A 19,765-nucleotide genomic window follows, 5' to 3' on the forward strand; every position below is an offset into this window, starting at 1 on the left:
ATGGTCCGCAAGCTCCCCCGGCCGGCCCGCGGGCTGTTCAGTTACTTCACCCGCCACCGCACCGCCGCAAACCTGCTGCTGGTGATCATGCTGGTGCTGGGCGCCGCAGCGATGCCCAACATGCGGACACAGTTCTTCCCGGATGTGATTGTCGAACGCGTCACCGTCACCGTCGAATGGGAGGGCGCAGGCCCCGAGGATGTGGACAGCGCCATCGTGCAGGTTCTGGAGCCGGCACTCCTGGCCGTGGACGGGGTGAAGGAGACATCCTCCAGCTCGCGCGAAGGGCGGGCAACGCTGACGCTGGAGTTTGAGCCTGGCACGGACATGGGGCAGGCCACCGACGATGTGCAGGCGGCGGTCGACGGCATCACCACCCTGCCGGAAGAGGCGGAGGAGCCGGAAGTGCGCCGCGGCGCCTGGCGCGACCGGGTGACCGATGTAGTGATATCCGGACCTGTGGCCGCAGGCCAGCTGGGTCTGTTTGCGGATGAGCTGGTCACCCGCCTGTTTGAGGCCGGCGTCACCCGCACCACCATCCGCGGCGTGGCAGCGCCCGAGACCATCGTCGAGGTGCCCACCGCCAAGCTGATGACCCATGACATCACCATGCGCGAAGTCGCCGAGGCCATTGCGGCAGAGGTTGATGCAGATCCGGCAGGCGATGTCAGCGGCGCCAACGCGCGGGTGCGCACCGGCAGCGAGAAACGCAAACCCGACGAGCTGGAAGCCATTGTCCTGCGCACCAATGCTGACGGCTCGGTGCTGACCATTGCCGATGTGGCACAGGTGCGGGTCGAGGGTGTGGACCGCAACCGCTCGTATTTTGTGGACGGCAACCCGGCAATGTCGATCCGGGTGGACCGCTCGGACCAGGGCAATGCCATCCGCTTGCAGGGCCAGGTGCAGGAGGTGGTGGATCAGATGCAGGCGAGCCTGCCGCAGGGGGTGACGGCCGAGTTGATCCGGACCCGGGCACAGTCGATCACCGACCGTTTGGACATTCTAATCGACAATGGCCTGATGGGGCTTGCCCTGGTGCTGTGCCTGTTGTTCCTGTTCCTCAACACCCGCATTGCCTTCTGGGTGGCCATGGGCATCCCCGCCTCGATGTTTGCCGCCGTGGCGCTGATGTATGCTGCCGGGATCACCATCAATATGGTCAGCCTGTTTGGCCTGATCATCACCTTGGGGATCGTGGTGGATGATGCCATCGTGGTGGGCGAGCACGCCGATTTCAGGGTGCGGCGGCTGGGTGAAAACCCGGTGCAGGCCGCCGAAAATGCGGCCCGGCGGATGGCGATGCCGGTTTTTGCGGCAACGCTGACCACTATCATCGCCTTCTTTGGCCTGACCTTGGTGGGCGGGCGCTTTGGCGAGCTGATCCGCGATATTCCTTTCACCGTGATTGCGGTGCTGGCGGCCTCGCTGGTGGAATGTTTTCTGATCCTGCCCAACCATCTGGCCCATGCCCTGACCCATGCCCAGGCGCGGCATTGGTATGACTGGCCGAACCGGATGGTGAACCGCGGCTTCCGCTGGCTGCGCGACCATGCGTTCCGCCCGTTCATGGGGCTTGTGGTTCAGGCCCGCTATGCGGTGCTGGCCGGGGCGTTGGTGGTCCTGGCCAGCCAGGCGGCGCTGTTCATCAACGGCGACGTGAAGTGGCGCTTCTTCAATGCGCCGGAGCGCGGCTCCGTGACTGGCAATTTCGCCATGGTAGAGGGCGCCAGCCGCAGTGATACCCTGGCGATGATGCAGGAAGTGCAGCGAACCACCGAGGTGCTGGGCGCGGAATATGCCGCCCGCTATGGCCGCAACCCGCTGGATTTTGTCATAGCCGAGGTGGGCGGCAATGCGGGCCGCGGCCTGGGCGGGGTTGAGGCCAAGGATACAGATCTGCTGGGCGGTATCGCGATTGAATTGATCGACGCCGACCTGCGCCCCTATTCCAGCTTTGCCTTTGTCGCTGAGCTGCAGGAACGGGTGGCGCGGCATCCGCTGGTCGAGACGGTCTCTTTCCGCGGCTGGCGGTCGGGTCCGGGCGGCGACGCGCTGGACGTGCAATTCTCCGGCCCTGGCGTGCAAGTGCTGAAGGATGCCGCGGAAGACCTGAAAACCGCGCTGCTGCGTTTCCCCGAGGTCTCAGCCGTCGAGGACAATCTGGCCTACGACAAGGAGGAGGTGATCCTTGACCTTACCCCGCAGGGTCAGGCTTTGAATTTCACCATCGGCAGCCTGGGGCAGGCGCTGCGGGCGCGGCTGAATGGAATTGAGGCTGCGACATACCCGGACGGGCCGCGCAGCGCCAAGATCCGGGTGGAGCTGCCCGAAAATGAGCTGACTGCCGATTTTCTGGAGCGCACGCTGATGCGGGCGCCCAGCGGGACCTACGTGCCGCTGGCCGATATCGTCTCGGTCACCCGGCGCACAGGTTTTTCGACCGTGCGGCGGGAAAACGGCATCCGGGTGATCAGTGTCTCGGGCGACATCTCCGAGGACGACCCCGCCCGGGCTGAAGCTGTGATGCAAGCGTTGCAGCAGGAAATCCTGCCGAAGATCGCCAGCGAGCGGCAAGTGGAATGGACCCTGTCGGGCCTCGCCGAGCAGGAGCAAACCTTCCTGCAGGAGGCAGGCACCGGGCTGATCCTGTGCCTCACCGGTATTTACCTGGTGCTGTCCTGGATCTTTGCCAGCTGGACCCGGCCATTGGTGGTGATGGCGATCATTCCCTTTGGCCTGGTTGGCACGATCTGGGGGCATTACATGTGGGAGGTGCCGCTGAGCATGTTCACCGTGGTTGGGCTGCTGGGAATGACCGGGATCATTATCAATGATTCCATCGTGCTGGTGACGACCATCGACCAATATGCACAGGACCGCGGCTTGGTGCCTTCGATCATTGATGCAGCGGCGGACCGGCTGCGGCCGGTGATGCTGACCACGATGACAACTGTTCTGGGGCTGGCGCCCCTGCTGTTTGAGCGCTCGCAGCAGGCTCAGTTCCTGAAGCCGACGGTGATCACATTGGTCTATGGCCTTGGCTTTGGCATGTTCCTGGTCCTGCTGGTGGTGCCTGCACTGGTCGCCATGCAGCGGGACCTGTCACGCCCGATGACCTCGCTGCGCCGGGCGTTGCGGCGCGGCGCCGGGGGGCTGCGCTGGCTGGTGCTGGGCACCGCGCTGGCACAGCTTGGCTGGCTGGTGCTGACGCTGGGCTGGGCGATGGCCACCGGCGCGCTGCATCCGGCGCTGCGGGCGTTTCCTGCGCTGGCGGCAATGGATCCGGTGCGCGCCGGATTGCTGGCCTGCATTGCGGGGGCGCTGGTTCTGGCGCTGCTGGCCTATCTGGCCGGAGGCATTGCCTACCGGTTCAGCGTCCGCCAGCGGGCCTGAGCCAGCCGGGCCACATCCGCCACCTGTTCCAGCAATTGCAGGCCGCGGGTTTCGATCTCAGCAATCGGGATCCATTCGGCCTGTTCGGCATCATCATCCGGCACCGGCTCGCCGCTGATGTATTCGCACAAGACCACGGTCAGCAGATACTGGCGCTGTGCCGTGCCTGCCGCATCACGGGAAATCACATCAACATTGGTGAGGTATTCCAGCGGCTTGGCAATAACCCCGGTTTCCTCCTGCAACTCGCGCGCGGCGGCCTGCAGGGCGGTCTCTCCCATCTCAACATGGCCGCCGGGAAAGCCCCACCAGCCCGCATTCGGTTCTTTGCCGCGCTGCACCAGGATGACCTGGTCCCGTCCGCCAAAGTGGCGGCAGACCACGGCAATGGTGCCGAGGACTGGACGCTGCGGGCTGCCGAGCGTGCTCATCCGGCGCTGCACCCTTGGATGTCCACCGCGTGGTTCTGCCCCAGCACCGTGATCCGCAATTGCGAGCGGTCAATGGCATAAGCGTTGCCGTCAGCGGGCAGGAATTCAGTCTCAGCCACCAGCAGGCCGCCCTCGCGGCGGGTGGTTGTCTCGCCGGCGTAGAGTTTGGGATTGCCGGGCTCGATCACCGCAACCTCCTCGCCGCCGGCGGACGGCATTGCGATGCGGGCGGTGACTTTCATCCCGTATTCAGACGGGCGCAGGCTGCAGGCGGCATGGCGCACACCGGCTTCTTTGGCCGACCAGGGGCGGCTGGCCATTGCAGCGGCAATTGCCGGGTTACGGCCTGCGGCATTGTCCAGCTGCTGGTCAAAGCTCAGCTCGGCCGGCACGCAGACATCCTTGCAGACACCCAGCTGCATCCGGCCTTTCAGGCGCACCGGCTTGCCGGGATTCGCCGGGGTGATCTCCACCGGCAGCACCAGCTGATCGTGATAGCCGATGGTGCGGTAGCCGGAGGTTTCAAAAACCTCGGGCGCGGGCCAGGTGATCGACAGCCCGCCCACATTGCGCGCACCGCGCCATGAAAAACTGGGCGGAATGCCGGCGTCGCCGGGCGCGCGCCAATAGGTCTTCCAGCCCGGCTGCAGCTTGATCCGCAGCGCCCCCATATAGGTGCCGCGCGGGGTCATGCCGCCGTCCAGCACCTCAATCTGCACAATCCCGCTGTCAGCGGCGCCAGCAAAGGCCGGGGCGCCTGCTGTCATGGCAAGCAAGGCAGCCAGGGCGGCAGCGTGTCTGTTTTGCATCGGTTTCATGCCCTGATACATGCGCTTGGCGGCAGGGTTTGCCAAGTCACGTTCGGGTCATTGTCTTGGAGTAAGGGCAGGTTTGCGGCAATTTTGCCGGAGGCTTCACCGGACATGGCCTTTGCACCTCTTGCGTGACAGGCAGGGGGACGTCATGGTGGAGGCAGCAGCAGGAAAGATGGAATTTCATGGATCTGACTGGCAAGCTCTTGATTGCAATGCCCGGAATCGGTGACCCAAGGTTTGAGCATTCGGTGGTTTTCCTGTGCTCCTACGGCGAGGAAGGGGCGATGGGTCTCATCGTCAACAAACGTGCGGAAGGGGTGGCGCTGGGCGATCTTCTGGAGCAGCTGGACCTGGGCGAAGACGGCAGCGCGGCCGCGGCATTGCCGGTGCGGTTCGGCGGCCCGGTGGAAACCCAGCGCGGCTTTGTGCTGCACACACCGGATTACGAATCGGACGTAAGCTCGCTGAAGGTGCCGGGCGGGTTCTCGATGACAGCGACGCTGGATATTCTGGAAGACATCGCATTGGGGCAGGGGCCGGAGCAACTGCTGGTGCTGCTGGGCTATGCGGGCTGGGGGCCGGGGCAGCTGGAATCAGAGATTGCCATGAACGGCTGGCTGACGGCCGACGCCAGCCCGGATCTTGTTTTCAGCCTGGCGGATGACAGCAAATGGGAAGCATCGCTGAAAACCCTTGGCGTCGATCCGCTGACACTGTCAGCCAGCGCCGGCCACGCCTGAACGGCAGATAAGATGCGCTGCGCCGTCTCAACCGGGTGCTCCCGCCCTTTGTCCATTCATCATAGATGACCGGAAAAAGGTTGGGCGTGGCGCCGCGCAAGCACGGCGCGCCTCCCGCTGAGGCGAGGCCCGTCCCGGATCTCATGCCGGGGCTGGTTTCCAGGCCGGAGGGGCGGACTTTCATCAATTGAAATTGTTGCAGCGGCGGTGGTTGTGCTTCCTTTGCGGACGTAAATCAGCGGCTTGGGTGCATGGCTGCGCCGCGCCGCGCTTGCGCGGCGCCATGCCCAACGGTTTGGCACCCATCTTGGATGGGTTTCAAACGGACGGGAGTGATCTGCCCTGTTGGTCGGGTGCTGGGACGGCTCAATCCCTTGGCGCGGCGGCGCGGCGGAGACGGTCGTTGATGGCTTCACCCAACCCGTGATCCGGAACCGGGGCCACCGCGATGGGTTTGCCAAGGGCGTCCAGGCAGTGCAGATGGCCAAAGAGATTGGCGGCGGCCTCAGCCAGATTCCGGCTTTCGGAAAGGTTCAGGTCGCAGGCCCCCGGTCCGAAGCCGAGAAAAAGCCCGCCTTCGTCTGGCGCGCTGGCGTTCAGCCGGACAGGCGCGCCGGGGGCGTAATGCGACAGCAACTGGCCGGGGGCGGTCAGCGGGTCGTGCACATCGCGCACTGCCAGTTTGCGGCCTAGCACTGCTTCGATCTCTTCTGCTGCCAGCCCGCCGGGACGCAGCAGCATCGGCGCGGGGCCTGCAAGTCCGACAATGGTCGATTCCAGTCCGACCCCGCAGGCGCCATCATCAAGGATTGCGGCAATGCGCCCGTCCAGGCCTGCCTGCACATGGGCCGCCGTGGTCGGGCTGATCTTGCCGGACGGGTTGGCGGAAGGGGCGGCAACCGGGCCGTCCAATGCCTGCAGCAAGGCCTGTCCAGCGGGGTGGGCCGGAACACGCACCCCCAAAGTTTCCAGCCCGGCAGTGACCAGGGGCGAAATCCCGTGGCCAGCGCGCAGCGGCAGCACCAGGGTCAGCGGGCCGGGCCAGAAAGCCAGGGCCAGCTGCTCTGCCGTATCACTCCACTGAACATAGCGCTGTGCCGCCTCGGCCGAATGCACATGCGCGATCAATGGGTTGAAGGAGGGCCGCCCCTTGGCCTCATAGATTGCCGCCACCGCCGCGCCCTGCCGGGCATCGGCGCCGAGACCATAGACGGTTTCGGTGGGAAAGGAGACAAGTTTACCCTCCCGAAGCAGTTGGGCGGCCCGGGCGATACCGGTTGCCGTGGCGGCAAGGATTTCTGTGCTGTGCAGGGGCATTCCGGGTGACGCGGCGTTTTGGTTGATTGAAATGAGCGTCCGATTAGGTAATCGGTCAAGCCAACAACCATAATAGGCCCGTGCCGGGAAGCCAAGGCTGCCCGCGCCAGGACGCCCCTTAAATGACCGTCAGAGGACGCCCATGACCTTCCGTGCCCCCGTTTCCGAGTATGAGTTTCTGTTGAACCATGTTGTCGGCTATGATGCCATCCCGGCCACAGACCGCTTTGCCGAGGCAACGCCAGACATAGTGAGCGCCATCCTCAACGAGGCTGGCAAGATGTGCGGCGAGGTGATGGCCCCTTTGCAGCGCAACGGCGATCTGACCCCGGCTTTTTTGGAAAACGGCGTCCTGCGGACCTCGCCCGGTTTCGGTGACGGGTTCAAAGCCATCGCAGAGGGCGGCTGGATCGGCATGAGTGCGCCGCAGGAACACGGTGGCATGGGGCTGCCGCTGACCGTGGCCACTGCGGTGAACGAGATGATGGCAGGCGCCTGCCTGTCGCTTCAGCTGGCACCCTTGATGAGCCAGGGCCAGATTGAGGCGCTGGAGCATCATGCCTCGGACGCGATTAAGGAATTGTACCTGCCCAAGCTGATCTCCGGCGAATGGTCCGGCACCATGAACCTGACCGAGCCGCAGGCCGGTTCAGACGTGGGCGCGCTCAGCTCCAAGGCGGTGCCGAATGGCGATGGCACCTATGCGGTCAGCGGCCAGAAGATCTTTATCTCTTGGGGCGATAACGATTTCTGCGGCAACATTTGCCACCTGGTGCTGGCGCGGCTGCCGGACGGCGCGCCTGGGACCAAAGGCATTTCGCTGTACCTGGTGCCGAAGTACCTGCCGGATGCCGACGGCAACCCGGGCAAGGCAAATGACCTTAAGGTCGTCAGCCTTGAGCACAAGATGGGCCTGCACGGCTCTCCCACTTGCGTGATGCAATATGACGGCGCCACCGGCTGGCTGGTCGGCGCGGAACATGGCGGCATGGCGGCGATGTTCACCATGATGAACAACGCGCGTTTGGGCGTGGGCGGGCAGGGCGTAGGTGCTGGCGAAGGCGCCTATCAGCACGCCCTGGCCTATGCGCTGGAGCGCAAGCAGGGCCGCACCGCCAGCGGTTTCATTGCCGACCACGCCGATGTGCGCCGGATGCTGATGGAGATGAAGGCGGATCTTTTTGCCGCCCGTGCGATCCTATTGGCCTGCGCGCAGGCGATCGACATGCAGACTGCCACGGGTGACAGCGGCTGGGCGGCGCGCGCGGCGTTCCTGACGCCGATTGCCAAGGCCTTTGGAACCGACACCGGCATCCGGGTGTCTGAGACCGGGGTGCAGGTGCATGGCGGCATGGGCTTTATCGAGGAGAGCGGTGCCGCGCAATATTACCGCGATGTGCGGGTGACCGCGATTTACGAGGGCACCAATGGCATCCAGTCGATGGATCTGGTCGCGCGCAAGATGATGGACGGCGGCGAGATGGCTTTTGCCCTGATCGACGAGGTGGAGGAACAGGCCGAACGGGCCCGCGCCACGCATCCGAATATGGCGGAATCTGTCTGGCAGGCTTGCGAGTCCTTGCGCGAGGCCACCGAATGGCTGGTTGCCCAGCAAGATATGCAGGACCGCTTTGCCGGCTCCGTTCCCTACCTGCGGGCCTTTGCCCGCGTGCTGGGCGGCCATTACCATCTGGCGGCAGCGATGGCGGACCAGGGCGGTCCGCGCGAAAAACTGGCGCGGTTCTACATCACCCGGATGCTGCCCGAACATGCCAGCCTGCTGGCCCATGCGCAGGCTGGCGCTGCGGGCACCTTTGCCCTCAGCCTCGAAGAACTGGCAGGTTGAGCTGTGACTGATATCCCCGACGTCTCGCCCCGCACCCCGTGGGAAGAACCGCCTGCCCAGGGCGAAGCGATCGAGGTGGCCGAAGGCGTCCTTTGGATGCGTCAGCCGCTGCCGATGAAGCTGGATCACGTCAACATCTACGCGCTGGATGACGGCGATGGCTGGACGGTGATCGACACCGGGTTCAACACCCGCAAAAGCCGCGCGATCTGGGAAAGCCTGATGGCGGGGCCTTTGAAGGGCAAACCGGTCACCCGCGTTGTCGGCACCCATCACCATCCGGATCACATCGGTCTGGCGGGCTGGTTCCAGAGCGAACACGGCGCCGAGCTGATCACCACCCGCACCGCCTGGCTGTTTGCCCGGATGCTGACCCTCGACGTGCAGGAGACCTGGCCCGAGGAAACGCTGGCCTATTACCGCAGTGCGGGCATGGATCAGGCGTTTTATGACAAACGCGCCAACGACCGGCCATTCAATTTTGCCGACACCGTGTACCCGATGCCGCTGGGCTTCACCCGCATCAAACAGGGGGATGCGATCCGCATGGGCGGACGCGATTGGGACGTGCACACCGGCAACGGCCACGCGCCTGAACATGCGACTTTCTGGAGCCGTGATGACAATCTGGTGATCACCGGCGATCAGATCCTGTCAACCATTAGCCCCAATATCGGGGTTTATGCGACAGAACCGATGGCAGATCCTTTGGGCGAATGGCTGGAGGCCTGTGAACGCCTGTCCAAACTGGCGCGGCCCGATCATCTGGCCCTGGGCGGGCACAAGCTGCCGTTCACCCGGCTGCCGTTGCGGATGCAGCAGCTGATCGGCAATCACCACGGCGCGCTGGAGCGGCTGATGGATCACTTGTCCGCGCCGCAGACTGCTGCCGATTGCTTTGCGCCGCTGTTCAAGCGCACAATCGGCGAAGGCGAGTACGGGCTTGCGCTGGTCGAGGCGGTGGCCCATGTAAATCATCTGTACCACACCGGCCAGGTGAACCGCTGGAAACGTGAAGACGGCGCCTGGCTCTATCAGCGCAAGGGGTGACGCACCCCGCATTTTGGGGGGAGACACCATGAGCGACGAGATTTCGACCAGCGCCGAGGCGGCAGAGGCGGCGGTGCTGCCCTGCGTGCACGAGGTCCATGCCGACCCCGAGGCCTGCGCGGGCCTGCGCAAGGTTCCGGAAAAACTGCAACAGCAGGACGCCGCCAAAAGCCCGGCGCGCTGGGCCTATGAACGGCTGATCCTTTATATTCAGAATTTCGAACAGCAGCTGGACAGCGAGCACGAGGTTGCGATGGGTTTTGCCGGCGGCAATGCCGGGGTGCTGCGGATCGAAGGCATGGGCTATTACGATCCCGATATCATCACCTTTTATGGCAGCGAAGGTCCCGGCGCGCGCACCCAGCTGGTGCAGCATGTCAGCCAGCTGAACGTGATGCTGCGGGCGGTGCCCAAGGCGCAGGAAGAAGCCCCGGCCAACCGGATCGGCTTCCGGCTCGCGTCGGATCTGGAGCAGGAATAAGCCCTGGACCGGGCGCCGCGCGATTCGATTGCGCTGCGGTGCCGGCCCGGACGGGGGCTGGTTTGCTGGCGATGCTAAGGAACACACCGCGTATTTCTGACAGATGCGCGCGATTGACGTGGTGACAGAGGGCGGCAAATCCAGTAATCACGGGAAAAATGCACGTGAATTCGAGGGATAACTCACATGGCTGAACATCAGCACGGCACCATGGACACCGCGGTTCAGGAAAAAGTCTATAACGGCTTTCTGACCTTTATCACACGCTCCTGCATTGCGCTGGTTTTCTTTGCTCTGTTCCTGGCGGTTTTCGCCACCTGATCCCAGTCCAAGGAGCGCGCGCCTTGCGTAATCTGCTGTGTCTTGGCGCGGTTCTGCTGGCGCTTGCGGGCTGCGCGGCGCCTCAGCAACCCAATGCGGATGCTGAAACGCTGGCCCGGGTGGCCTACCGCCAGCCCGGCCCGGCGACGCTGACCCTTTACACGATGATCAACAACCGCACCGGGCGGGGCGGCCATGCGTCGCTGATGATCAACGCGTCAGAACGGGTGATCTTCGATCCGGCAGGTTCGTTCTACGCCTCGGTGGTGCCAGAGCGGAATGACGTTCTGTACGGCATTACCCCGGCGGTGGAAAAAGCCTATCGCGGCGCGCATGCCCGCAGCACCTTCCACGTGGTGGTGCAGCGGGTCGAGGTAACGCCCGAGCAGGCCCAGAAAGCCTATCAGCTGGCGGTGGCCAATGGCCGTGTGCCGGGCGCCTATTGCGCCCAGGCCACCATCGGCATCCTGCAGCAGATCCCCGGGTTCGAGAGCTTGAACCGCACCTTCTACCCGGAAAAACTGTCAGCGCAGTTCGGCCAGCTGCCCGGCGTAGTGACGGACCGCTACTACGAGACCGACAGCGCCGATCTGCAGACGGGCCTCGTCAAAAGCGACGCCGCGCTAAGCGCTGCTGAGTAATCTTCCCGTTCGGATAAAGCCGAAGGCGCCGGGCGGACGCTAGGCGGTGAGGTACAACAGCAGCAGGCACAGCCCGCCGGTGCCCAGGCCGATCAGCACGTTGCGGGTCAGGTATCCGGCTGCAAAGGTGGCGGCCGCGGCGGCAAGATGCATCAGGCTGGGATCTCCGCCAGTTGGGGAAGGCCAGACCACCAACGGCGCCACCAGTGCCGGGATGATCGCCACCGCCGTGTAGCGCAGATGCCGCATCAGCCATTCCGGAATGGGTTTGCCGCCCATGAAGCCGATAAAGGCAAACCGCAGGGCATAGCTGCCAACCGCCAGCCCGATGATCACCGTCCACAGGATTGGTGCAGGAATACTGCTCATTTCACGCTCTCCGCCTTGGCCTTTTGCCGCTCCAGCCACAGCTCTGCCTGGGCGCCTGCGATCATGCCCGCAATCCCGGCCACGATCAGGCCAAGGTTATAGGGCATGGCGGCAGCCGGCAGCGAGGTGGCCACCGCCACGAAACAGGCGGCCACATGGGCAGGCGTGCGCAGCATCGGGCCGATCATCGCCAGAAACGCCAGCGGCAGCACAAAATCCACACCCCAGCTTTCGGGGATGCGGGTGCCGACCAGCGCCCCGACCGCGGTGGCAACCACCCAAACCGGGGCAATGATACCATTGGTGCCAAAGAAGTACGCCATGCGCTGCGGCAGCGGCATCTCCGGCTCGCTCTCAAACTTGACGATGGACAGCGCATAAGACTGATCGACCATGAAATAGGCCGCCAGTGCGCGCTGCCACATCGGCGCACCGCCAAGGTAGGGCGTCAGCGAGGCCGAATACATCGCCATCCGCAGGTTCACCGCGAGCGCCGAGATCAGAATGATAATCAGCGGCGCGTTCTCCTGCATCAGCTGCAGCGCGGTGAACTGGGCCGCCCCGGCAAAGACCGCCAATGAAAATGCAAAGGCCTCGGGCACGATCAGCCCGGCCTCTGCCGCCAGCACTCCGAACAGGAAGCCAAAGGGCGACGCCATGAACAGGAAGGGCGCGCTGTCGCGAAACCCCTTCCAGAAGGCCGATTTGGTGGTGGTGATTGCCATCAGCGCGTCCTAGATTGCGTTCAACCGGCCTACGGCGGTGGCAGAAGGAATGCAATTGGTGAGTATGGATATCACGTCAGAATATCTGGTCGCGCCCGGCGTCGCCGACCCGCGGCTGACCCGCGCTGTCACCGGCGTGGACCAGAACGGCGAGGCCAGCGATATCTCCGTGGTTGAGGAGCGCCCGCTGACCATCTTCCTGAATTCCCAGGAAATCGTCACCGCGATGACCATCGGCGACTACCCGGAATACCTGGCGCTTGGCTTCCTGCGCAATCAGCGGATGCTGCTGGACGGGGATGAGGTCACCCGCGTCGATTATGACGAGGATCTGGAAACCGTGGTTGTCCGCACCGCGGTGGAAACCAGCCACGAGGAAAAGCTGAAGAAGAAGACCCGCACCTCCGGCTGCGCAGTCGGCACCGTCTTTGGCGACATGATGGAGGGGCTGGAGGATGTGCGCCTGCCCAAGGTGCAGGTGAAGACTTCCTGGCTTTACACGCTGGCGCACAAGATCAACCGCACGCCCTCGCTGTACCTTGAGGCCGGCGCTATCCACGGCACAGTGCTCTGCCGACAGGACCGCCCGCTGGTCTATATGGAGGACGTCGGCCGTCACAACGCGGTGGACAAGATCGCCGGCTGGATGCTGTCCGAGCAGGCCGCGGCGGCGGACAAGATCCTTTATACCACCGGACGGCTGACCTCGGAGATGGTGATCAAGACAGCAATGATGGGCATCCCGGTGCTGGCGTCGCGTTCGGGCTTCACCGCCTGGGGTGTCGAGATCGCCCGCGAGGTTGGCCTGACTTTGATTGGCCGCATGCGCGGCCAGCGGTTTATTTGCCTCTCGGGCGAGGAGCGGCTGGTGCGCGACATGGATCCGAAAGACGCACCGGTAGAAGAGAAGAAGCACCGGCGCAAGAGTGCGGAGGGATAACCGGACTTCACGTGAAATCCGGCCCGGAAAACGCATGGCAGAGCAGAACTCAATAGGGACCACTCTGGTGGAGAGCATCGCAAATGATCCGGCTGCTTGGATCATGGGCGGAGCGCTGCTTTGGATCACACTTGGCTTTGGCGGGCTGATTCTTTTCTGGAGAACCTGGCACGTAATCGGGCAGTATTTTACCGAAATGGAGAAAACGCCCTGGGCCGTCAGATCCGCCTTGGGCTGGCCATCGGAGAACCCAACTCCACCAATGCTGCGGGCCCGCCGGGACCTTGCGCGCCAGAGGCTGTTCTACCGGTTGGCTCTCTGGGGGCCGCCACCGCAATTGCCGCATTCCAAGGCTGCGTTAAAGGCATTGCGGATGTTCCGGGTTTTGCACTGGGCGGCCCGGGTGTTTTCCTGGCTGTTGCTTTCCGCCTTGGCTGTGTTGCTCAGCCCAGTGTTCTTCTTGATAATTGTGTTTTCGGCGGTACTGCCGTTGATCGTTCTTAGACCGGCCCCTTGGCCGCAGGAGATACCATGACTCAGCCCCTCGGCGTAATCCTCGCAGGCGGCCTTGCCACCCGGATGGGCGGCGGCGATAAGGGGCGGCTGCAGGTCGGCGGCCAGAGCCTGCTGTCCCGCGTGGTGGCCCGGCTGTCGCCGCAGGTCCCGGGGCTTGCGCTCAATGCCAATGGCGACCCGGAGCGGTTCGCCGACCTGGGCTTGCCGGTGATTGCCGACTCGATCGAAGGTTTCGCCGGCCCGCTGGCGGGCGTTCTGGCCGGTCTCGACTGGGCGGCAGAGCAGGGAGCGGAGACCATCGTTACTGCCGCTGCCGACACGCCCTTTTTTCCGCAGGATCTGGTCGACCGCCTGACCGCCGCGGCAAAAGGAATGGACCACCCGCTGGTTATGGCCACCACCCCGCGCACCGGGGATGAGGCGCTGAAATCCGGCGGCGGCAAGCGCATCAACCGGCACCCGGCCTTTGGCCTCTGGCCCGTTGCTCTGCGCGATGACCTGCGCGCGGCTTTGACTGACGGCTTGCGAAAGGTGGTGCTGTGGACAGATCAGCACAACGGCCGCGAAGCGCTGTTCGAGGCCGATCCCTTCGATCCGTTCTTCAACATCAACACGCCGGAAGATCTGGCCAAGGCCGAGGCGTTGCTGAAATGAAGATCTACGGCATCACCGGCTGGAAGAACAACGGCAAGACCGGGCTGATGGAACGGCTGGTGGCCGAATTCTGTGAGCGCGGCCTCACCGTTTCCACCATCAAGCACGCCCATCACGCCACCGATGTGGACCAGCCCGGCACCGACAGCCACCGCCACCGCCAGGCCGGCGCGTCAGAGGTGGTGCTGGCCTCGGCTGGCCGCATCGCAATCATGCAGGAGCTGCGCGATGCGGCAGAACCGCCGCTGGCAGAGCTGCTGGCCCGCCTGTGTCCCGTCGATCTGGTGCTGGTTGAGGGCTACAAGCGCGAACCCCACCCCAAGATTGAGGCTTTCCGGCAGGAAGCAGGCACCGAACTGATCGCCCCGGAAGACCCGAACATCCGGGCCGTTGCCAGCAACACCGCGATGGCGCTGGACCGCCCGGTTTTTGATCTGAACGATACGGCAGCGATTGCGGATTTCATCCAGATAGAACTGGGGCTGTGACCCGTTTTGATACTGTTCTCACCGTCGATTGGTCTGCTGCCAAGCGCAAGCCCCGGCGCCAAAGCAAGGATGCGATCTGGCTTGGTGTGGCGCGCGGCGGAACCGCGGAAAGGCAAATCTACTGCCGCAGCCGGCAGGAGGCAGAGGTTTGGATCAGCAGCTTCCTCGACGCGGAACAGGCCGCGGGACGGCGGGTTCTAGCCGCATTTGATTTTCCTTTCGGCTATCCGCGCGGGTTTGCGCGCCGGATCACCGGGTCCGATGACCCGTTTGCTTTATGGGCCTGGCTGGAAGAGCGGATCGAAGACACTGAGGACGGAACCAACAACCGGTTTGAAATAGCCTCTGAAATGAACCGGATGTTTACCGGCCCCGGCCCGTTCTGGGGCAAACCCGATGAGAAGACTTGGCCGGACATTCCCTACCGCAAAGCCGGTATAATCTATAAAAACGTGGCAGAACGGCGCAGCGCAGATCTGGCGGCCAAGGCGGCCTCCTCCTGTTTTCAGCTGTTCTTCAACCCGACGGTTGGCAGTCAGGTCCTCATGGGGGTGCCGGTTCTGCAGCGGTTGCGGCTCCGGCACAGGGCCGCTGTCTGGCCTTTCGAAAAGGTTGAGACAGCACAAACTGTTTTTGCAGAAATATGGCCAGGTTTGATCGAACCTGCCGTTAAGGCCGCAATGGCTGTTGCGGGCCGGGACGAAATACGCGACCGGGTGCAAATGCGGTTATTGTCGCAGGCGCTCAGCCGTCTGTCGGCTGGGGAGCTTGCCGGAATGCTGGCGGCAGTACCTGAGGAAGCACAAGAGGAAGCTTGGATATTGGGCACGGGATACGAAGACCGCTTGAACGCGCTGGCAGCGGATGAAACAGGCCGGCTGACACCGCCGCCGCTCAGCAATGATTGCTTTGCCTTGCCTGCAGGCGTGGATTGGACCCCGGTGGATGACGCGCTGACCCTGCTGCGGGACAGGCTGGGGCCGGTCACCGGAGTGGAAACACTGCCGCTGGCAGACGCCCTTGGCCGGGTGCTGGCAGAGAGCGCAGTGGCCAAACGCTCCAACCCGCCGCTGCCCAATACAGCAGTGGATGGTTACGGCTTTGCCGGCGGCAAGGCGGAAGGCCCGCATGTGCTGCCGCTCATGCCGGGACGTGCCGCAGCCGGCGTTCCCTACGACGGTGCTGTGCCCGCAGGCAGCGCCATCCGCGTTCTGACCGGTGCCGCGTTGCCGGATGGCGTGGATACGGTGATCCTCGAAGAAGACGTGAACACCGACGGCGCCCGGATCGCCTTCAATGGCCCGCTGAAACAGGGCACAAACACCCGCAAGGCTGGTGAGGATGTCTGCGCGGGTGACGTCATCCTGCCCTCAGGCCGGGTCATATCACCCGCCGATCTGGCTCTGGTCTCGGCCACAGGTCTGGCGGAACTCGCAGTCCGTCTGCCGTTGCGGGTCGGTGTGCTCTCCACCGGCGATGAGCTGGTCGAGGCAGGAGAACCCGCAGGCAAAGGGCAGATCTTTGATGCTAACCGTCCGATGCTGCTGGCGCTGATCCGCCAGCTCGGATTTGTACCGGTTGACCTGGGCAAGGCCGCGGATGACCGCAAAGCCTTGCGGGCGGATCTGGACAGCGCTGCCAAACAGGCTGACGTTATCCTGACCTCGGGCGGTGCCTCCGCCGGGGACGAGGACCATATGTCGGCACTGCTGCGCGAAGCGGGCGCGATGCAGGAATGGCGCATCGCGCTGAAACCCGGCCGCCCTCTGGCGCTGGGCATGTGGCAGGGCACGCCGGTCTTCGGACTGCCGGGCAACCCGGTGGCGGCTCTGGTCTGCACCCTGATTTTTGCCCGCCCGGCGATGGGGCTGATGGCGGGCGCGGGCTGGCAGGTGCCGCAGGCATTTGAAGTGCCGGCGGCCTTTGAAAAGCGCAAGAAGCCGGGCCGCCGCGAATACCTGCGGGCGCGGATGCGGAACGGCTGCATTGAGGTGTTCAAATCCGAAGGCTCCGGCCGCATCAGCGGCCTCAGCTGGGCCGAGGGGCTGGTGGAACTTGGAGACGGCGCTGCAGAGATTAAGCCTGGCGATTCTGTGCGGTTCATTCCTTACAGCAGCTTCGGCATGTAAACAGGGCGCTCCCGCCCGCGGCCCGGCGCATCGCAGATGCTTGCTCGCCGTTGGGCATGGCGCCGTGCTGCGGCCTGGCGCGCCACCGCCCCGCCGCTTCTTTCTGGTCAAAAATACCCGCGCCGCAGGCAGTGGCCCGAAGGGCCGCATTCTCAGTCGAACGTCCCGGCCACCCGGCCCAGCAGCATGAAGGCGCGGGCAGTGCGGGTATTGCCGAGGGCGGAAATTTCGCCGTCGGTCGCTTCAGCCTCAAACTCCGCGAACATCTGATCAAAGCGGCGCAGGAAATGATGCGCGGCATCGCGGAAAATCGGGTCCTGTTTCATCCGCGCCGCCGTCAGCGCCAGCGAGGTGCGGTCGCGCACGCCGCCAAGGGGGGCCACGGCACGGCCGCGCGCGCCTTGGGCAAACTGGCGCCAGATCTCAGGGCGGGCCATGTCAGGGCGCAGGTCGTCCATATAGATGCCGTCTTGGCTGAGCAGGGTCAGCACATCCTGCGCAGCCTGAATCACCTGGGCGGCCTTGCGGTCCTGCAGGGCTGCGCGCAGGGCGGCGAAACCGTCCTGATCCTCCGCCGTCTCCGGGAAGTTCAGGGCCCGGATGAAATGTTCGGCTGGCAGCGGCGGCGCGGCATCTTCGGCCTGGGTGCCCAAAGCCAATGATCCTTGTTCGGCCGCCGCCAGCTCGGCCGCTTCGGCGGGGATTGCCGGGCGCACCGGATCGCGGCGGCTGGTGTGGAAGGTGGCCAGCGCGGTTTCGGTCTTGCGAGTCGCCTCGGCGATCTCCTCCAACCGCTTGGCCATCGACGGCTCAGCCACTGCGGCATGCTGCTGGGACTGAGCCAGATAGGCCTGGCGCAAGCCGTCAATGGCGGCCTGCAGCTGTTCGCTTTCCTCCCGCATCACCCGGGCCGAGCGCGCGGCAGAGGCGGCAACCCACAGCATCGCCAGCGGCAGCACCAGTGCCAGAACGCCGGTGATCAGGTCGGCCCATTGCGAAAGCCCGGAATCCGGCGGCGCAAAGACAAAGAACCCGACTGCCGCCAGAAGCCACAAAGCGCCCAGGGCAACGGCCGCCAGCTCGGCACCGCCCAGCCCATTGCCCGCAGGCCCGTCAAGGCGCCGCAACGGGCGATTGCCAGCGGGGTTTGGGTTGGAGCCGGGACTGCTGCTGGAGCCTGTCATGAAAACTCGCTGCTTTGCGGATCAGGAATAGACGATCTTGAGAATTTCATAAGCGCGGATGCCGCCGGGGGTGCGCACTTCCACACTGTCGCTTTCGTCCTTGCCGATCAAGGCACGTGCAATCGGCGATTTGATGTTCAACAGGCCTGCCTCGATGTTGGCCTCGTGTTCGCCAACGATCTGCCAGGTCTTTTCTTCGTCGGTGTCCTCGTCCACCACGGTCACCTTGGCGCCGAATTTGATGGCGCCTGTCAGCTTGGCCGGGTTGATCACATCGGCCAGCGACAGGATGCCTTCCAGCTCCTTGATGCGGCCCTCAATAAAGGACTGCTTCTCGCGCGCCGAGTGGTACTCGGCGTTCTCCGACAAATCGCCCAGCTCGCGGGCTTCGGCAATTGCCTGAATGATCGCCGGGCGTTCGACGGATTTCAGGTTCTTCAGTTCGCTTTCCAGCGCGGCGTGACCCGTGGGGGTCATCGGGATCTTTTCCATGAGATTGGTCCAGGTCGCTATTATGGTTTTTCTTGTCAGTATGAAAACCGCAGCCCCGCAGCATAAGCCGCGGGGCCTCCGGTCCGGTTGACAATTACCTGACCCAATCCTGCACCTGATTTCAAGTGCGCGCGGGGCTTGCCGGCACGCAATTCCGCCTAAGCGGGCGGATTGCGGGACTTTTCCACAGAATTGCGCGAAAAAATGCCGCGCAGGGGCAGCTTCGCAAGCCCCGCCTGCAATAGAATATCAATCATATTGCACCGCCTCGTATTCGATGCCGTTGTCGTCATGAAAGTAAAACCGGCGGCCCGGTTCATAGTCGCCGTGGTTGATCGGCGTGAAACCCGCGGCCTTCACTGCAGCTTCGGTTGCGTCCAAATCCTCGACGATCACGGCCAGATGGTTCAGCCCGCCGACAATGCCATAGCTCTCCGGCGCTTTGCCTGCGGGGGTGCGCGGCGTGTAAAGCGCAAGATAGCTGGTCTCGCCGCCGGTATGCACGGTGTAGCCGCCATTCTTGGCTTCGCCTTCCCAGCGCACATGCCAGCCGAATACCTCTTTCATCCATTTCGCAGTGGCATTGGGGTCGGCCACGGTGACGTTTGCATGTTCAAGAACTGCGCTCATTGGAAATCTCCTTCTCGCCTGAGCAAATCTGTTGATACGACTCACTCTAATTCCTAAACCTAACTTTAGCTCAAGCAGTTTTTCAGGGAGTGCACCATGCCGTCATCCGCCGGGATTTCCATTGGTTATCTGGCCGGCCGCACAGGTCTTGCCGTGTCCGCGATCCGCTATTACGAGGCGCAGGGGCTGGTGGAGCCCTGGCGCAATGCGGGCGGGCAGCGGCGGTTCCACCGGGCCGACATCCGGCGGATGAGCTTTATCATGATTGCCCAGCAGTTCGGCTTTTCGCTGCCGGAGATCCGCGGTTTCCTGCAAAGCCTGCCGGGCAGCCGCACCCCCACCAAAGAAGACTGGGCCTGCATATCGGACAGCTTCCGCAGCCATCTGGACCAGCGAATCGAAACCTTGGTGCGGTTGCGCGACAATTTGGACGGCTGCATAGGCTGCGGCTGCCTTTCGCTTCCGAATTGCAAACTGTACAACCCCGAAGACAAGGCTGCACAGAAGGGGCAGGGACCCCGATACCTGATGGGAGACCGGCCCGAGACATGAGCTGCGGCGGAAAATGATCCTTGAATGACGAAATTGGACGCACTTTTT

21 protein-coding genes are annotated in these 19,765 nt (G+C 63.8%); 13 read left to right on the forward strand and 8 right to left on the reverse strand.

Going from position 1 to position 19,765, the window contains the following annotated elements; all coding sequences use genetic code 11:
* Complete coding sequence (locus tag K3555_RS03380; protein ID WP_260007390.1) at positions 1-3,396, forward strand: efflux RND transporter permease subunit; 3,396 nt, start codon at positions 1-3, stop codon at positions 3,394-3,396.
* Here K3555_RS03380 and K3555_RS03385 read toward each other — a convergent pair.
* Together K3555_RS03385 and K3555_RS03390 are read right to left on the reverse strand one after the other, a co-directional pair.
* The gene (locus tag K3555_RS03385; RefSeq protein ID WP_260007391.1) at positions 3,366-3,827 is read right to left on the reverse strand and encodes an NUDIX hydrolase; all 462 of its coding nucleotides are present in this window, start codon (positions 3,825-3,827) and stop codon (positions 3,366-3,368) included. The genes K3555_RS03380 and K3555_RS03385 overlap by 31 nt on opposite strands.
* Positions 3,824-4,636, reverse strand: a complete 813-nt coding sequence (locus tag K3555_RS03390; RefSeq protein ID WP_260007392.1) for a protein-disulfide reductase DsbD domain-containing protein — start codon at positions 4,634-4,636, stop codon at positions 3,824-3,826. Before K3555_RS03390 ends, K3555_RS03385 begins: the two co-directional genes overlap by 4 nt.
* A 188-nt stretch (positions 4,637-4,824) precedes the next feature.
* Here K3555_RS03390 and K3555_RS03395 point away from each other — a divergent pair, with 188 nt between their 5' ends.
* Complete coding sequence (locus K3555_RS03395; protein WP_237455318.1) at positions 4,825-5,382, forward strand: YqgE/AlgH family protein; 558 nt, start codon at positions 4,825-4,827, stop codon at positions 5,380-5,382.
* Positions 5,383-5,748: 366 nt separating this feature from the next.
* Here the strand turns inward: K3555_RS03395 and K3555_RS03400 are convergent, their stop codons facing one another.
* Positions 5,749-6,699: an L-threonylcarbamoyladenylate synthase gene (locus K3555_RS03400; protein WP_260007393.1), complete on the reverse strand. Its 951-nt coding sequence runs from the start codon at positions 6,697-6,699 to the stop codon at positions 5,749-5,751.
* A gap of 142 nt (positions 6,700-6,841) precedes the next feature.
* Here K3555_RS03400 and K3555_RS03405 point away from each other — a divergent pair, with 142 nt between their 5' ends.
* From K3555_RS03405 to K3555_RS03425, 5 genes are all read left to right on the forward strand, one after another.
* A complete protein-coding gene (locus tag K3555_RS03405) occupies positions 6,842-8,545 on the forward strand; it encodes an acyl-CoA dehydrogenase (RefSeq protein ID WP_260007394.1) in 1,704 nt (567 codons plus the stop codon).
* A gap of 3 nt (positions 8,546-8,548) precedes the next feature.
* Positions 8,549-9,595, forward strand: coding sequence for an MBL fold metallo-hydrolase (locus K3555_RS03410; RefSeq protein WP_260007395.1), 1,047 nt, complete (start codon positions 8,549-8,551; stop codon positions 9,593-9,595).
* Between the two features lie 28 nt (positions 9,596-9,623).
* Complete coding sequence (locus tag K3555_RS03415; protein WP_260007396.1) at positions 9,624-10,076, forward strand: DUF6173 family protein; 453 nt, start codon at positions 9,624-9,626, stop codon at positions 10,074-10,076.
* Between the two features lie 186 nt (positions 10,077-10,262).
* The gene (locus tag K3555_RS03420) at positions 10,263-10,397 is read left to right on the forward strand and encodes an aa3-type cytochrome c oxidase subunit IV (RefSeq protein ID WP_129369833.1); all 135 of its coding nucleotides are present in this window, start codon (positions 10,263-10,265) and stop codon (positions 10,395-10,397) included.
* A 23-nt stretch (positions 10,398-10,420) separates the two neighbouring features.
* Positions 10,421-11,038, forward strand: coding sequence for a hypothetical protein (locus K3555_RS03425; protein WP_260007397.1), 618 nt, complete (start codon positions 10,421-10,423; stop codon positions 11,036-11,038).
* 39 nt (positions 11,039-11,077) lie between these two features.
* Here the strand turns inward: K3555_RS03425 and K3555_RS03430 are convergent, their stop codons facing one another.
* Both K3555_RS03430 and K3555_RS03435 read right to left on the reverse strand, forming a co-directional pair.
* Entirely contained in the window at positions 11,078-11,407 is a 330-nt protein-coding gene (locus tag K3555_RS03430; protein WP_260007398.1) for an AzlD domain-containing protein, read from the reverse strand.
* On the reverse strand, positions 11,404-12,132 hold the full coding sequence (locus tag K3555_RS03435; protein WP_260007399.1) for an AzlC family ABC transporter permease: 729 nt from the start codon (positions 12,130-12,132) through the stop codon (positions 11,404-11,406). The genes K3555_RS03430 and K3555_RS03435 overlap by 4 nt, the downstream gene beginning before the upstream one ends.
* 64 nt (positions 12,133-12,196) lie before the next feature.
* Between K3555_RS03435 and K3555_RS03440 the strand changes: the two genes are divergently transcribed.
* The 5 genes from K3555_RS03440 to glp are packed head-to-tail and all read left to right on the forward strand — an operon-like array spanning position 12,197 to position 16,859.
* A complete protein-coding gene (locus K3555_RS03440; RefSeq protein ID WP_259999645.1) occupies positions 12,197-13,072 on the forward strand; it encodes a formate dehydrogenase accessory sulfurtransferase FdhD in 876 nt (291 codons plus the stop codon).
* Positions 13,073-13,106: 34 nt separating this feature from the next.
* Entirely contained in the window at positions 13,107-13,607 is a 501-nt protein-coding gene (locus K3555_RS03445; RefSeq protein WP_259994703.1) for a hypothetical protein, read from the forward strand.
* Entirely contained in the window at positions 13,604-14,242 is a 639-nt protein-coding gene (gene mobA / locus K3555_RS03450; RefSeq protein WP_260007400.1) for a molybdenum cofactor guanylyltransferase MobA, read from the forward strand. Before K3555_RS03445 ends, mobA begins: the two co-directional genes overlap by 4 nt.
* Positions 14,239-14,730 (forward strand): molybdopterin-guanine dinucleotide biosynthesis protein B, encoded by a 492-nt coding sequence (mobB, locus tag K3555_RS03455; protein ID WP_260007401.1) that lies wholly within the window; start codon positions 14,239-14,241, stop codon positions 14,728-14,730. Before mobA ends, mobB begins: the two co-directional genes overlap by 4 nt.
* Complete coding sequence (glp, locus tag K3555_RS03460) at positions 14,727-16,859, forward strand: gephyrin-like molybdotransferase Glp (protein WP_260007402.1); 2,133 nt, start codon at positions 14,727-14,729, stop codon at positions 16,857-16,859. The genes mobB and glp overlap by 4 nt, the downstream gene beginning before the upstream one ends.
* 152 nt (positions 16,860-17,011) lie before the next feature.
* On the opposite strand, the gene K3555_RS03465 is transcribed toward glp, so the two are convergent.
* The 3 genes from K3555_RS03465 to K3555_RS03475 form a co-directional block, all read right to left on the reverse strand.
* The gene (locus K3555_RS03465) at positions 17,012-18,043 is read right to left on the reverse strand and encodes a hypothetical protein (protein ID WP_260007403.1); all 1,032 of its coding nucleotides are present in this window, start codon (positions 18,041-18,043) and stop codon (positions 17,012-17,014) included.
* Between the two features lie 21 nt (positions 18,044-18,064).
* Positions 18,065-18,535, reverse strand: coding sequence for a transcription elongation factor GreA (greA, locus tag K3555_RS03470; protein ID WP_134830630.1), 471 nt, complete (start codon positions 18,533-18,535; stop codon positions 18,065-18,067).
* Between the two features lie 249 nt (positions 18,536-18,784).
* Complete coding sequence (locus K3555_RS03475) at positions 18,785-19,165, reverse strand: VOC family protein (RefSeq protein WP_259990114.1); 381 nt, start codon at positions 19,163-19,165, stop codon at positions 18,785-18,787.
* Between the two features lie 96 nt (positions 19,166-19,261).
* Between K3555_RS03475 and soxR the strand changes: the two genes are divergently transcribed.
* Positions 19,262-19,717: a redox-sensitive transcriptional activator SoxR gene (soxR, locus tag K3555_RS03480; RefSeq protein ID WP_259990117.1), complete on the forward strand. Its 456-nt coding sequence runs from the start codon at positions 19,262-19,264 to the stop codon at positions 19,715-19,717.
* The last annotated feature ends 48 nt before the right edge of the window (positions 19,718-19,765 follow it).

Source organism: Leisingera sp. M527, from assembly GCF_025141525.1.
Classification (GTDB): domain Bacteria; phylum Pseudomonadota; class Alphaproteobacteria; order Rhodobacterales; family Rhodobacteraceae; genus Leisingera.

Excerpts from the sequence above, each read along its gene's own strand:
- K3555_RS03400 (WP_260007393.1), bottom strand. The coding sequence starts at position 6,699 with ATGCCCCTGCACAGCACAGAAATCCTTGCCGCCACGGCAACCGGTATC.
- K3555_RS03445 (WP_259994703.1), top strand. The coding sequence starts at position 13,107 with ATGGCAGAGCAGAACTCAATAGGGACCACTCTGGTGGAGAGCATCGCA.
- K3555_RS03435 (WP_260007399.1), bottom strand. The coding sequence starts at position 12,132 with ATGGCAATCACCACCACCAAATCGGCCTTCTGGAAGGGGTTTCGCGAC.
- K3555_RS03430 (WP_260007398.1), bottom strand. The coding sequence starts at position 11,407 with ATGAGCAGTATTCCTGCACCAATCCTGTGGACGGTGATCATCGGGCTG.
- soxR (WP_259990117.1), top strand. The coding sequence starts at position 19,262 with ATGCCGTCATCCGCCGGGATTTCCATTGGTTATCTGGCCGGCCGCACA.
- mobB (WP_260007401.1), top strand. The coding sequence starts at position 14,239 with ATGAAGATCTACGGCATCACCGGCTGGAAGAACAACGGCAAGACCGGG.
- K3555_RS03420 (WP_129369833.1), top strand. The coding sequence starts at position 10,263 with ATGGCTGAACATCAGCACGGCACCATGGACACCGCGGTTCAGGAAAAA.
- K3555_RS03390 (WP_260007392.1), bottom strand. The coding sequence starts at position 4,636 with ATGCAAAACAGACACGCTGCCGCCCTGGCTGCCTTGCTTGCCATGACA.
- K3555_RS03380 (WP_260007390.1), top strand. The coding sequence starts at position 1 with ATGGTCCGCAAGCTCCCCCGGCCGGCCCGCGGGCTGTTCAGTTACTTC.
- K3555_RS03395 (WP_237455318.1), top strand. The coding sequence starts at position 4,825 with ATGGATCTGACTGGCAAGCTCTTGATTGCAATGCCCGGAATCGGTGAC.
- greA (WP_134830630.1), bottom strand. The coding sequence starts at position 18,535 with ATGGAAAAGATCCCGATGACCCCCACGGGTCACGCCGCGCTGGAAAGC.
- K3555_RS03405 (WP_260007394.1), top strand. The coding sequence starts at position 6,842 with ATGACCTTCCGTGCCCCCGTTTCCGAGTATGAGTTTCTGTTGAACCAT.
- K3555_RS03440 (WP_259999645.1), top strand. The coding sequence starts at position 12,197 with ATGGATATCACGTCAGAATATCTGGTCGCGCCCGGCGTCGCCGACCCG.
- mobA (WP_260007400.1), top strand. The coding sequence starts at position 13,604 with ATGACTCAGCCCCTCGGCGTAATCCTCGCAGGCGGCCTTGCCACCCGG.
- K3555_RS03465 (WP_260007403.1), bottom strand. The coding sequence starts at position 18,043 with ATGACAGGCTCCAGCAGCAGTCCCGGCTCCAACCCAAACCCCGCTGGC.
- K3555_RS03415 (WP_260007396.1), top strand. The coding sequence starts at position 9,624 with ATGAGCGACGAGATTTCGACCAGCGCCGAGGCGGCAGAGGCGGCGGTG.
- K3555_RS03385 (WP_260007391.1), bottom strand. The coding sequence starts at position 3,827 with ATGAGCACGCTCGGCAGCCCGCAGCGTCCAGTCCTCGGCACCATTGCC.
- K3555_RS03475 (WP_259990114.1), bottom strand. The coding sequence starts at position 19,165 with ATGAGCGCAGTTCTTGAACATGCAAACGTCACCGTGGCCGACCCCAAT.